A 12269-nucleotide genomic window follows, 5' to 3' on the forward strand; every position below is an offset into this window, starting at 1 on the left:
CCCGGCTTCGGGAAACGGGCCCGCGTCGGGCGGAACTACAGTTCGTACACCCCGAACGCCCGATGTTGGATACACATCGGCATCACGTGGACCCGCTCGGTCCACTCGAATTTGGCCGCGGCTTCGACGGTTTCGCGTTCGGCCACGCACACGCTCGCGGTGCCGGGCATGGTCAACGGGTTGAGCACGGCCAGCGGGATGCCCGCGTGGATGCCGCTGTAGAGGCCGCCGCTGAAGCACAGCGGGGTGATGGCGATGCCACGCTTGGCGCTCTCGCGATCGGCGGCGGCCTGGGCGCCGGGCACACCGGCGCAGTCGAGGGGGTTCTCGTTCGTCGCCTGGGCGGGCGCGGTGAAGAGGGTGAATCCGGCCGCACAGCCCGCGGCGACGGCCATCAGGGTTCGAGCAAATGTGGTCCTGGTCATAGGCGCATTCAAACATTGGTGATGCGGGGTGCACATAATCGGTGGCGGCGTGTTGCCCGTGTGGCCGGTCTCAGGTGGGTGTGGCCAGGGCGAAGGGCAGTACCGCGTCGGCGCCGCTGGTGCGCAGGGCGTGCGCGGCCACGGTCATGGTCCAGCCGGTGTCGGTGAGGGTGTCGACGAGCAGGATCGGGCCCTCGACCGCGGTGAGGTCGGGAACCTCCCAGGAATCGAACAGGCCGGCGACGCGGTGGGCGGAGTTGGCGGCGGAGACCGGGGGACGGTCGGGTCTGGTGGCCAGGGTGCCGAGGTTGTCCAGGCGACCGATCTGCGCCAGACGGGCGGCCAGACTCGTGGTGAGCTGGGGGTAGCGGGGTGATTCGAGGGCAAGGACCGAGGTGGGGCGGGTACTCCAGGTCCAGTCGCGCAGCACGGCGATACAGGCGTCGAACACCGCGTCCGGGACGGGGGCGTCGGGCGCGTCGAGCAGCGCACGCAGGCGCTGGCCCCAGCCGAGGTCGGTGAGGCGCCCCAGCACGCGACCGGTCTCGGCGCCGCCGGTGATCTTGCCGGACAACGGGATTCCCAATTTCGCCATCCCGCTGGGCCACTGCTTACGGGGCGCGAGGTCCAGGCCGGGCCGATCCAGGCGGGCTCGGGTCGAGGCGATCGCGGCGTCGTCGACGGCGGTGTCGGGGCGGGTGCCGGTGCAGTTGTCGCAGCGGCCGCAGTCCAGGTCCGCGGTGTCCGGACCGCCGAGGCCCGGATCGTCGAGTTGGCGGCGCAGGAAGGTCATCCGGCAGGTGCTGGTGGCCTGGTAGTCGATCATGGCCTGCTGTTCGGCCTCGCGCGCGGCGGCCAGACCCTCGTAGCGTTCGGCGTCGTAGGTCCAGTCCTGCCCGGTGGCCAGCCACCCGCCGCGCACCCGCCGCACCGCACCGTCGACATCGAGCACCTTGAGCACCATCTCGAGCCGCGAACGGTTCAACTCCACGAGCGGTTCGAGCGCCACCGTCGACATCACCCGATCGGTGTCGAGCGCGTCGAGCACCGAACGCACGATGTGCTCGCGCGGGAAGGCCACGGAGGCGAAGTAGCTCCAGATCCGCGCGTCCTCCGGCCCCGGCAGCAGCACCACCTCGGCGCGCTCGGTGCCACGGCCCGCGCGACCGACCTGCTGGTAGTAGGCGATCGGCGAGGACGGCGCCCCGACGTGCACGACGAAACCGAGATCGGGCTTGTCGAAGCCCATGCCCAGCGCCGAGGTCGCGATCAGGGCCTTGACCTCGTTGTTCAGCAGCGCGGCTTCGAGTGCTTCCCGTTCGGCCGGGTCGGTTTGGCCGGTGTAGGCGGCGACGGTGTGGCCGTGCGAGCTGAGCACGTCGGCGAGATCGTTGGCCGCGGCGACGGTGAGGCAGTAGATGATGCCCGAACCCGGCATCCGGTGCAGTTGCTCGCCCAGCCAGGCCGTGCGGCGCACCGCGTCGTCGAACCGCACCACCGACAGGTGCAGCGACTCGCGATCCAGGCTGCCCCGCAACACCAGCGTGTCGGTGCCGATCTGCCCGGCCACATCGGTGACCACCCGGTCGTTGGCGGTGGCGGTGGTGGCCAGCACCGGGACATCGGAGCCGAGATCGGCGATCAGCGTCCTGATCCGCCGGTAGTCGGGCCGGAAGTCGTGCCCCCAGTCCGACACGCAGTGCGCCTCGTCGATCACGACGAGCCCGGCGTCGGCGGCCAGTCGCGGCAGCACCTGATCGCGAAAGTCGGGATTGTTCAAGCGTTCCGGGCTCACCAACAGCACGTCGATCTCGCCGTCGGCGACTCGCTGATGGATCTCGTCCCACTCGGTGACATTGCCCGAGTTGATCGTGGCCGCCACCACCCCGGCCCGCTCGGCCGCCGCGACCTGGTTGCGCATCAGCGCCAGCAGCGGCGAGACGATCACCGTCGGCCCGCGCCCCGCCCGCCGCAGCAGTTTCGCCGCGATGAAGTACACCGCCGACTTGCCCCACCCGGTCCGCTGCACCACCAGCGCCCGCCGCCGCGCCACCACCAGCGCCTCGATCGCGGTCCACTGATCCTCCCGCAGTCGCGCGTCGGGACCGGCCAGCTCCCCGAGCAGCTGTTCAGCGCGTTCGCGCAGGTCAGGAGCCGTCAGGTCGAGCACATCGTTGCCTGCGGGTGAGGTCATGCCCCCATCCTGCCCTGTCCCACCGACAAGTCCCGATGACCAGCCCCACTCGCGAGAGCTTGCCGCGTCCCCAACCCGACCCCGCACCCGAGTCTGGCCAAAATACGCGGGGAGGCGGTTCAGGTCACCCCTTGACGCACAACACCTGACGCAGTGTCGCGACCACCTCGACCAGGTCGGCCTGCGCCGCGATCACCTGGTCGATGTCCTTGTACGCGGCCGGGATCTCATCGACCACGCCCGCGTCCTTGCGCGACTCCACCCCCTCGGTCTGCGCGACCAGGTCCGCGACTGTGAACTGCCGCTTGGCCGCCGACCGACTCAACCGCCGCCCCGCACCGTGCGAGGCCGACTGGAACGAGGCCGGGTTCCCCTTACCCCGCACCACATACGACCGCGTCCCCATCGACCCGGGAATCAGCGCCAGCTCACCCGCTCCCGCCCGCACGGCGCCCTTGCGGGTCACCAGCATCGGCACACCGTCGATGATCTCCTCGGCCACATAGTTGTGGTGACAGCTGATCGGTTCGTCGAACCGCACCGTGCGCTCGGCGAATTCCTCGCGCACCGCCCGACACACCAGGGCCAGCATCACCGCGCGGTTGCGCGCCGCGTACTCCTGCGCCCAGGTGAGATCGCGCCGGTAGGCCGCCATTTCCGGGGTGCCGGACAGGAAGACGGCCAGGTCGCGGTCGGGCAGCGACTGGTTGTGCGGCAGGGCGCGCGCCACCGCCATGTGGCGTTCGGCCAGTTCCTTGCCGATGTTGCGCGAGCCGGAGTGCAGCAGGATCCAGACGGCGTCGTCGGTGTCGAGGCAGATTTCGATGAAGTGGTTGCCGCCGCCGAGCGAGCCGATCTGCTTGTGCGCCTTGGATTCCAGCTGGGAGACCCCGGGGTGCAACTCGCCGAACGAACGCCAGAACCGCTGCCATCCGTTGGCCTGCGACGCCGCCCGCCCGTGCGAACCCGCCAGTTCCGCACCCAGCTCGGTGACGTTCACCGCGTCCTTGTGCGCCTGAAAGCCCACCGGCACCGCCTGCTCGATCCGGCCGCGCAGCGACCGCAGGTCGTCGGGCAGATCGGCGGCGGTGAGATCGGTCTTCACACTCTCCATCCCGCAGCCGATATCGACCCCGACCGCGGCGGGCGCGACCGCGTCCCGCATCGCGATGACCGACCCCACCGTCGCGCCCTTACCGACGTGCACATCGGGCATCACGCGCAGTCCGTGCACCCATTCCAGATTCGCGATGGTGCGAAGCTGACGCAGCGCGGCCTGCTCGATCTCGTGCTCTTCGGCCCACATGAGCGTCTGCGCTCGCGTACCGCGCAGCTCGACGGGAAACATGGGTCTGTCCTTCCTTAGATGAAAGGTCAACGGTAGGGGCCGAGTAGCGGGGGCGCACTCGAATTTCGACCGGGCGTGACCCGCCCGATGGCGCGAGTGGTTCGTGGAGGCATCGCCGTTCCGCTGATCAATCCGTCAGCGGGGGACAGACGCGGCTTGCGAGGTGGGCGTCTCGATCAGTCAGCGTCGAGTTCGGCGGCGATCCGCGCGCGATCCGGGATCGAGGAGCTGGCGCCCAGGCTCGTGGTCGCCACCGCCCCGGCCGCGTTCGCCCAGTTCAGCGCCATTTCAGGCCCCTGGCCCCACCTCGCCACGAAGGCCCCGGCGAACGCATCGCCCGCACCGGTCGTATCGACCACCTCGACCCGCCGCCCCGGCGCGACCACCTCGCCATCGGCGCCCCGATACACGGCTCCGTCCGCGCCGAGTGTGCGCACCAGATGCGGGACCTGCCCCAGCTCGGTCGAATAGTGTTCGAACTCCAGCGAATTCACGATCGCGATATCCACGACGTCCCACAGTTCGTCGGGCAGCGGCCGCACCGGCGAGGGATTCACCGCGACCACCGTGCCCGCCGCCCGAGCGTGCCGCGCCGCCACGAGCACGGTCTCGACCGGAATCTCCAACTGGCACAACAGCACGTCGGCCTGCGCGATCGCCGCCAGCTCGCCATCGGTCAACTCGCGAACCAGCCCGTTGGCCCCCGCCACCACGATGATGCTGTTCTCCCCACCCGCGTCCACCACGATCGACGCCACCCCACTCGCCCCGTCCACCCGACGCAGCAACCCCACATCCACGCCCGCCGCCACCAGCGTCGCCGTCAACTCCACCCCGAACCCGTCCGCACCGACCGCCCCCACGAACCGCACCTGCGCCCCCGACCGCGCCGCCGCGACCGCCTGATTCGCCCCCTTACCCCCGGGTACGGTCACGAACTCCGTCCCCATCACCGTCTCCCCGGGCGCGGGCCGCCGCCCCACCCGGGTGACCAGGTCCATGTTCACGCTGCCCAACACCACAACCCGCGGCCAAGCACCCATCACCCCACCGTAATCGGTGATCACGGGCCGGACGGCGATTACCGAACGACCCGCGGAAGGCGGCGACGGCGCTGTCAACGGTTGTCGTCGAGCCTGTGGATAACTTCGTCCCCGGGCCGGTCGGAGACGTATTCCGGGGTGCGGGCGGCGTCGGGCGGACCGGTCGGACTGCGTACGCTGATACCTATGACGGTAGAAGTGACCCCCGAGCTCGACATCCGCGCAGCGGTGCACGACGCCGCCCGCAGGGCTCGCGTCGCGTCCCGTGTGCTGGCTCAGCTGACCACGGCGCGGAAGAACGACGCCCTGCACGCGGCGGCCGACGCGCTGCTCGCCGCCGCCGATCGCGTTCTCGCGGCCAACGCCGAGGACATCGCGACGGCGAAGGCGGCCGGTACCGAGGAGAACCTGCTCGACCGGTTGCGCCTGACCAAGGACCGGATCGACGGCATCGCCTCGGGCCTGCGCCAGGTCGCCACGCTGCCCGACCCGGTCGGGGTGGTCGTGCGCGGCTCCACGCTGCCCAACGGCCTCGAGATCCGCCAGACCCGTGTCCCGCTCGGCGTGGTCGGCATGGTGTACGAGGCGCGCCCCAATGTCACCGTCGACGCGTTCGGCCTTGCCCTCAAGTCCGGTAACGCGGCCCTGCTGCGCGGCTCGTCCTCGGCCGCGCACTCCAATGCCGCCCTGGTCGAGATCCTGCGCGAAGCCCTGGTGGCCCAGGACGTTCCGGCCGACGCGGTGCAGCTGCTGCCCAGCCACGACCGGTCCAGCGTCACCCACCTGATCCAGGCGCGCGGCCTGGTCGACGTGGTGATCCCGCGCGGCGGTGCCGGCCTGATCAACGCCGTCGTGCGCGACGCGCAGGTGCCCACCATCGAGACCGGCACCGGCAACTGCCACGTCTACGTGCATGCCGATGCCGACCTGGACATGGCCGAGGCGATCCTGCTCAACGCCAAGACCCGCCGTCCCAGCGTCTGCAACGCCGCCGAGACCGTGCTCATCGACGCCGCCGTCGCCGAGACCGCGCTGCCCCGCCTGACCGAGGCTCTCGAGCAGGCCGGGGTCACCATCCACGGCGATCTGCCCGGTCAGGTCCCCGCCACCGACGCGGACTGGGGCGAGGAGTACCTCACGATGGACATCGCGCTCAAGGTCGTCGACGATCTCGACGCCGCCGTCGAGCACATCAACACCTGGGGCACCGGCCACACCGAAGCCATCGTCACCGCCGACCTGGCCGCCGCTCGCGAGTTCACCGCCCGCGTCGACGCCGCCGCGGTGATGGTGAACGCCTCCACGGCCTTCACCGACGGCGAACAGTTCGGCTTCGGCGCCGAGATCGGCATCTCCACCCAGAAGCTGCACGCCCGCGGCCCGATGGCCCTGCCCGAACTCACCTCCACCAAGTGGATCGTGTGGGGCGACGGCCAGACCCGGCCGGTGTGACCGTGGCCCTGATCCAGGAACCGATCTTCACCTCGGTCGACGACGTCATCACCCGCCTCGCCACCACCGGCTACCTGGCCGACAAGGCCACCGCCACCTCGGTGTTCCTCGCCGACCGCCTGGGCAAACCGTTGCTCATCGAGGGCCCGGCCGGTGTCGGCAAGACCGAACTGTCGCGCGCGGTGGCCCAGGTCGCCGGAGCCGAGCTGGTGCGTCTGCAGTGCTACGAGGGCGTCGACGAGGCCCGCGCGCTCTACGAGTGGAACCACGCCAAGCAGATCCTGCGCATCCAGGCGTCGAGCGAGAACGATTGGGCCGAAACCAAAGCCGACGTCTTCACCGAGGAGTTCCTGCTCGCGCGCCCGCTGCTCACCGCCATCCGCCGCACCGAGCCGACGGTGCTGCTGATCGATGAGACCGACAAGGCCGATGTCGAGATCGAGGGCCTGCTGCTCGAGGTGCTGAGCGATTTCGCCGTGACCGTGCCCGAACTGGGCACCATCACCGCCACCCGCACCCCGTTCGTCGTGCTCACCTCCAACGCCACCAGGGAACTGTCGGAGGCGCTCAAACGCCGCTGCCTCTACCTGCACCTGGACTTCCCCGACGAGGACCTCGAACGCCGCATCCTGGCCTCGCGCGTGCCCGAGCTCGCCACGGCGGTGGCCGAGCAGTTGGTGCGGGTCGTGCACGTGCTGCGCGGCATGCAGCTCAAGAAGCTGCCCTCGGTCGCGGAGACGATCGACTGGGGCAACACCCTGCTCGCCCTCGGCGCGCGCGATCTCGACGACGCGACGGTGCGCGCCACCCTCGGGGTGGTGCTCAAACACCGCAGCGACCACCAGCGCGCGCTGGCCGAGCTGAAACTGGCCTGACCGTGACCGCTCCCGCGCCGCACGGAATCGGCGGCCACGTCGCCGGTTTCGTCGGTGCGTTGCGGGCGCGCGGGGTGCCGGTCGGGCCCTCGGAAACCGTCGACGCGGGCCGGGTGCTCACCGTGCTCGACCTGCTCGATCGTGAAGCGGTCCGCGAGGGTCTGGCCTGCGCGCTGCTGCGTCGACCCACCCACCGCGCCACCTTCGACGGCCTGTTCGACCTGTGGTTCCCGGTCGCGGTCGGCGACCGCGCCGAACAACCACCGGAGCTGCCCCGCACCGCCGACGGCGAGGTCGACCTGGCCGCCCTGCGCGAGCAACTGGCCGAGCTGCTCGCCGCCGACGACAACACCGCGCGGGTGCAGGCCTTGGCCGGACAGGTGGTCGAGCAACTCGGGCAGTACCAATCCGCCCGTGGCCCTTCCTTTTCCGCGTATCAGGCGCTGAAAGAGGTCGCCCCGCAGTCCTTGCTGGCCAAGATCCTCGCCGGGCTGGCGCTCGGGCCGGACGCGAGCGAACGCGACACCGAGATCGCCCGCCGGGTCGCGCGCGAACGCCTCGCGGGCTTTCGGGCGAGCGTGGAAGCCGAGACCAATCGTCGTGTCGCCGAGCAGATCGGCCGCGATCGCGTCGCCACCTACGGCGTCGCCCGTCAGGCCGAGGACGCCGACTTCCTGCGCGCTACCGAACGCGAACTCGCCGAATTGCGCCGCAGCACCCAGCGCCTCGCGCGCATTCTCGCCTCGCGGTTGGCGGTGCGCCGCAGACGCGCCCGCCGCGGCGAGATCGACCTGCGCAAGACCCTGCGTGCGTCGATGTCGACCGGCGGCGTGCCGATCGACCTGGTGAACCGCAAACCGCGCCCCGGCCGCCCGGAACTGGTGCTGCTGTGCGATATCTCGGGTTCGGTGGCCGGGTTCAGCAATTTCACGCTGCTGCTGGTGAGCGCGCTGCGCGATCAGTTCTCGCGGGTACGGGTCTTCGCGTTCATCGACCGCACCGACGAGGTCACCCACCTGTTCGAGCCCTATGTCGGCCTCGAGGACGTGATGACCAGGATCTTCGCCGACTCGCGGGTCATCGACGCCGACGGCCACTCCGACTACGGCCAGGCGCTGACCAGTTTCGTGGACAACTTCGGCGACGCCGTAACCAGCCGCAGCTCGCTGCTGGTCCTCGGCGACGGCCGCACCAACTACCGCGACCCGCGCCTACAACCCCTGCGCGCCCTGGTCGAGACCGCCCGCCACGCGCACTGGCTCAACCCCGAGCCCGAGAAGCTGTGGGGGACCGGCGATTCCGCGGCCCGCGACTACGCTGCGGTGATCGAGATGCACGAATGCCGGTCGGCCCGCCAGCTCACCGAGGTGGTCTCCCGGCTGCTGCCCGTCTGAAGGAGCCGACGATGAATACCGAGGTGCTGGCCTACTGCCTGAGCAAACCGGGCGCGTGGGAAGACGAACCGTGGGAGGGCGACACCGTCGTCAAGGTCGGCGACAAGATCTTCGCCTTCCTCGGCGCCGGCACCGCGATCGGCCTCAAATGCGGCCGCGACCGGGCCGAAGCCGACGAACTGGTTGCCATCTACCCCGACGATGTCACCGTCTCGGCCTACATCGGCCGCTACGGCTGGAACAGCATTCGCCTGGGCGGGGCCGTCCCCGACGACGAACTCCGTGAACTCGTCGACGCCTCCTACGAGGCCGTCGTCGCGAAACTCCCGAAGTCCAAGCGGCCCGTCGTCTGAGCAGTTCAGCCGACGTTAAGCGGCTCACAGGCAGGGCGGACCAAGATCACGCCCATGCTGGTAGGGGCGTCGCGCGACGACGAGCGGTCCGATCGAAAGATGTCGGACCTCGGGGTAGTGGAATCGGATCCGGTCTTCGCTCGGTGGGCACGGTCTGCCCGGTGAACGATCCGTTCGAGGACGAGTGCGCGGTCGACGCGGTCTCGGTGGTGTCGGAGTCTCGCGACAGCGGGGTCGCGGGTTCGCGGGTTGGTGAGGTGGCGGGATCCGGTGTCGCGACACCGAGTGCACCCGGGGCGCGTCGGCCGACTCCAGGTTCCGGGGCTCGTGTCGCACGGCGCCTGGCCGGGATCGCCGCCGCACGATTGGTCGACGCGCCCGAAGCTGCCGAGGAGCAGCTGCGTCGGGCGCTGATCGTCGGGGCGGGGGAACTGGAGTGCCGCGAACTCGCCGCGATGCGCACCCAGCTGGTCACCGCGATCGCCGCCCAACCGGGTCGCGACCGCGCGGTAGCCCGTGCCGCAGCCTCGGCCGCGGCTTGCTGGCACCCGATCTCCGCGGCCGACTCGGTCCACCTGTGGCTGGTGGCCGGGCGCGCCTGGCATCGCGCGGGCAGGCACGCCGAGGCGGTGGTCGCCTTCGACCGGCCCCTGCTCAGCGGCCTCGCCGGCTACCCGCCGGCCGAGCTGTCGCTGGTCCGCGCCCAGTTCGCCGAATCGCTGAACCATCTCGGCCGCTACCGGCAGGCCGCGTGGCAGTACACCGAGGCGGCCCGGCTGGTCGCCGATCTCCCCGCCAAACGTCGGCGCCACGCCGACCTCGTATGGTCGGCCGCCGTCGCCCGCGAATGCTGCGGACAGGAGGTCGAGGCACTGGGCGGCTACCTGCGCGCGGCTGGGCTGTGGGGCGAGCAGGACAAGATCGTGCCGAGAGCCCGCTGCCTGCGCGCGGCCGCCTGGCTGCAACTGCGCGGACCACGGGGGCGCGCGCGTGGGCCGTGGTGGGTCACCATCGACGTGTTGCTGGCCGAACTGAACCAGCGGGTCGCGGCCGAACCGGCGGTGCACGTCGTCGAGGAGCTCCAACGCACCCGCGCCCAGTTCGCCCAGATGTGCGCGCAGTCCGGCGCTCGGTGAACGGTCCGGTCCGCCCCGATCGTGATGGCCGGATTAAGCTCATCCCTCATGCACGAGACAGCTCGCCCGCGTCGCAAGCTCGGCGTCATGGGCGGCACGTTCGACCCGATCCATCACGGCCACCTGGTCGCCGCGAGCGAGGTCGCCAACCGGTTCGAGCTCGACGAAGTGATCTTCGTACCGACCGGGCAGCCGTGGCAGAAGGTCAACAAACAGGTCAGTCCTGCCGAGGACCGCTACCTGATGACCGTCATCGCGACCGCGTCCAACCCGAGGTTCTCGGTCAGTCGCGCCGACATCGAACGCAACAAGGTCACCTATACCGTCGACACCCTGCGCGAGATGCAGAACACCCACCCCGACGCGGAGCTGTACTTCATCACCGGTGCGGACGCGCTGGCCAACATCCTGACATGGCAGGATTGGACCGAACTGTTCGAACTGGCGAAGTTCGTCGGGGTGAGCCGACCGGGTTACGAACTCAACACCGATCATCTCGAGGAGCATCTGCGGGACCTTCCCGCCGACGCCGTGACGATGATCGAGATCCCCGCGCTGGCCATCTCGTCGAGTGAGTGCCGTCGCCGCGCCGCGGAGGGTCGGCCGGTCTGGTACCTCGTCCCCGATGGCGTGGTGCAGTACATATCGAAGCGGCACCTCTACGTGCCCGCAGGAACGGAAGGTAGCCCACGTTGAGCCACATGGTTGTGACCACGCAGGAGGAGACCGTATGAGTGCCTCTACCGAAGCCATCGAGATGGCCACGGTCGCCGCGCTCGCGGCCGACGACAAGCTCGCCACCGACGTCGTGGTGCTCGACGTCTCCGAACAGTTGGTCATCACCGACTGCTTCGTGATCGCCTCGGCGCCCAACGAGCGCCAGGTCAACGCGATCGTCGACAACATCGAGGACAAGCTGCGCGACGCAGGCCACAAGCCGGTCCGTCGCGAGGGCACCCGCGAGGGCCGCTGGGCGCTGCTCGACTACGTCGACATCGTGGTCCACGTCCAGCACAACGACGAGCGCAATTTCTACGCGCTCGAGCGCCTGTGGCGTGACTGCCCGGCGGTTCCCGTCGAGGGCATCGCCGCACTGCCGACCCCGGCCGCCGATGACGACGACGCGCAGGCAGAGGCAGACAGCGAGTGAGCAAGTACGCCCATGTGCGCAATCTGATCCTGTTGCGGCACGGGCAGACCGAATGGAACGCCGCCGACCGCATGCAGGGCCAGATCGACACCGATCTCACCGAACTCGGTCGCCAGCAGGCCAAAGAGGCCGCGCGCGAACTGGGTTCACGCAACGCCATCGCGATCCACGCCTCGGATCTGCGTCGCGCCAAGGAGACCGCCCAGGCGCTCGGTGATGTCAGCGAACTGCCTGTCATCACCGATCCGCGGCTGCGCGAGACCAACCTGGGTGACTGGGAAGGTCTGACCCACCTCGAGGTCGATGCCGACTACCCCGGCGCGCGCGTGCAGTGGCGTCTCGACGCCACCTACACACCGCCCGGCGGCGAGAGCAAACTCGAGGTCGGGGCGCGGGCCCTGCCCGTGGTGCGCGAACTGTACAACGAGCGACAGGATTGGCCCGGTCGGACTATCATCCTGGTTGCGCACGGCGGGTTGATCGCTGCTCTGACGGCCGCGTTGCTGGAACTGCCACCCGAGAAATGGCCGGTCCTCGGTGGACTGGCCAACACGAGCTGGGTGCAGCTGTCCAGTCACGGCCCGGATGTCGATCGACCCGGTTGGCGCCTCGATGTGTGGAACGCAGCGGCGAAGGTAGCTCCCGATGTCCAATGAAGAGCCCGTCCGATCGGTACCCGATGAGCTGTTCAAGCAGGTGACGGCCAAAGCCGGACGGCAATTGCCGGACGCGCTGTTCGGCTCGCCGCCTGCTCGGCCCGCGCGCCCCGAGCGCGAGGAGCCGATCCGTTCGGTACCGGACGAACTCTTCAAGCAGGTCACCGCGCGCAGCACCCGCTCGCTGCCCGATGCCCTGTTCGGACCGGTCCCCACCCCGGTCACCGCCACACCCGAGCCGGT

The 12269-nt window shown here is 69.9% G+C and carries 12 protein-coding genes and 1 pseudogene; 9 read left to right on the forward strand and 4 right to left on the reverse strand.

The window, feature by feature from the left end:
• Positions 1-35: 35 nt before the first annotated feature.
• The 4 genes from ACFP3H_RS19380 to ACFP3H_RS19395 form a co-directional block, all read right to left on the reverse strand.
• Positions 36-425 carry a hypothetical protein gene (locus ACFP3H_RS19380; protein WP_378608032.1) on the reverse strand — a complete coding sequence of 130 codons (390 nt, stop codon included), beginning with the start codon at positions 423-425 and terminating at the stop codon, positions 36-38.
• Positions 426-495: 70 nt separating this feature from the next.
• Positions 496-2619 (reverse strand): RecQ family ATP-dependent DNA helicase, encoded by a 2124-nt coding sequence (locus tag ACFP3H_RS19385; RefSeq protein WP_378608034.1) that lies wholly within the window; start codon positions 2617-2619, stop codon positions 496-498.
• 124 nt (positions 2620-2743) lie between these two features.
• Positions 2744-3967, reverse strand: coding sequence for an RtcB family protein (locus ACFP3H_RS19390; protein ID WP_378608036.1), 1224 nt, complete (start codon positions 3965-3967; stop codon positions 2744-2746).
• Positions 3968-4143: 176 nt separating this feature from the next.
• Positions 4144-5010 carry a ribokinase gene (locus tag ACFP3H_RS19395; protein WP_378608038.1) on the reverse strand — a complete coding sequence of 289 codons (867 nt, stop codon included), beginning with the start codon at positions 5008-5010 and terminating at the stop codon, positions 4144-4146.
• A gap of 186 nt (positions 5011-5196) precedes the next feature.
• Between ACFP3H_RS19395 and ACFP3H_RS19400 the strand changes: the two genes are divergently transcribed.
• From ACFP3H_RS19400 to ACFP3H_RS19440, 9 genes and pseudogenes are all read left to right on the forward strand, one after another.
• The gene (locus ACFP3H_RS19400; RefSeq protein WP_378608040.1) at positions 5197-6462 is read left to right on the forward strand and encodes a glutamate-5-semialdehyde dehydrogenase; all 1266 of its coding nucleotides are present in this window, start codon (positions 5197-5199) and stop codon (positions 6460-6462) included.
• Positions 6459-7337, forward strand: coding sequence for an AAA family ATPase (locus ACFP3H_RS19405; protein ID WP_378608042.1), 879 nt, complete (start codon positions 6459-6461; stop codon positions 7335-7337). Before ACFP3H_RS19400 ends, ACFP3H_RS19405 begins: the two co-directional genes overlap by 4 nt.
• Entirely contained in the window at positions 7334-8731 is a 1398-nt protein-coding gene (locus ACFP3H_RS19410) for a vWA domain-containing protein (RefSeq protein ID WP_378608414.1), read from the forward strand. Before ACFP3H_RS19405 ends, ACFP3H_RS19410 begins: the two co-directional genes overlap by 4 nt.
• Positions 8732-8742: 11 nt before the next feature.
• Positions 8743-9084 (forward strand): MmcQ/YjbR family DNA-binding protein, encoded by a 342-nt coding sequence (locus tag ACFP3H_RS19415; protein WP_378608044.1) that lies wholly within the window; start codon positions 8743-8745, stop codon positions 9082-9084.
• A gap of 161 nt (positions 9085-9245) precedes the next feature.
• The gene (locus tag ACFP3H_RS19420; protein WP_378608046.1) at positions 9246-10220 is read left to right on the forward strand and encodes a hypothetical protein; all 975 of its coding nucleotides are present in this window, start codon (positions 9246-9248) and stop codon (positions 10218-10220) included.
• 48 nt (positions 10221-10268) lie between these two features.
• Complete coding sequence (gene nadD / locus ACFP3H_RS19425) at positions 10269-10916, forward strand: nicotinate-nucleotide adenylyltransferase (protein WP_378608048.1); 648 nt, start codon at positions 10269-10271, stop codon at positions 10914-10916.
• A gap of 34 nt (positions 10917-10950) precedes the next feature.
• Positions 10951-11370, forward strand: coding sequence for a ribosome silencing factor (rsfS, locus tag ACFP3H_RS19430; protein WP_378608050.1), 420 nt, complete (start codon positions 10951-10953; stop codon positions 11368-11370).
• Positions 11367-12026 carry a histidine phosphatase family protein gene (locus ACFP3H_RS19435; protein WP_378608052.1) on the forward strand — a complete coding sequence of 220 codons (660 nt, stop codon included), beginning with the start codon at positions 11367-11369 and terminating at the stop codon, positions 12024-12026. Before rsfS ends, ACFP3H_RS19435 begins: the two co-directional genes overlap by 4 nt.
• Positions 12016-12269, forward strand: a pseudogene (locus ACFP3H_RS19440) (hypothetical protein); the annotation flags it as partial. The gene ACFP3H_RS19435 and the pseudogene ACFP3H_RS19440, both read left to right, overlap by 11 nt.

It is taken from the genome of Nocardia lasii (assembly GCF_042658545.1).
Lineage (GTDB): Bacteria > Actinomycetota > Actinomycetes > Mycobacteriales > Mycobacteriaceae > Nocardia > Nocardia lasii.

Coding starts and splice junctions, on each gene's coding strand:
- ACFP3H_RS19415 (WP_378608044.1), top strand. CDS start 8,743: ATGAATACCGAGGTGCTGGCCTACTGCCTGAGCAAACCGGGCGCGTGG.
- ACFP3H_RS19380 (WP_378608032.1), bottom strand. CDS start 425: ATGACCAGGACCACATTTGCTCGAACCCTGATGGCCGTCGCCGCGGGC.
- ACFP3H_RS19395 (WP_378608038.1), bottom strand. CDS start 5,010: ATGGGTGCTTGGCCGCGGGTTGTGGTGTTGGGCAGCGTGAACATGGAC.
- ACFP3H_RS19385 (WP_378608034.1), bottom strand. CDS start 2,619: ATGACCTCACCCGCAGGCAACGATGTGCTCGACCTGACGGCTCCTGAC.
- ACFP3H_RS19400 (WP_378608040.1), top strand. CDS start 5,197: ATGACGGTAGAAGTGACCCCCGAGCTCGACATCCGCGCAGCGGTGCAC.
- ACFP3H_RS19390 (WP_378608036.1), bottom strand. CDS start 3,967: ATGTTTCCCGTCGAGCTGCGCGGTACGCGAGCGCAGACGCTCATGTGG.
- rsfS (WP_378608050.1), top strand. CDS start 10,951: ATGAGTGCCTCTACCGAAGCCATCGAGATGGCCACGGTCGCCGCGCTC.
- nadD (WP_378608048.1), top strand. CDS start 10,269: ATGCACGAGACAGCTCGCCCGCGTCGCAAGCTCGGCGTCATGGGCGGC.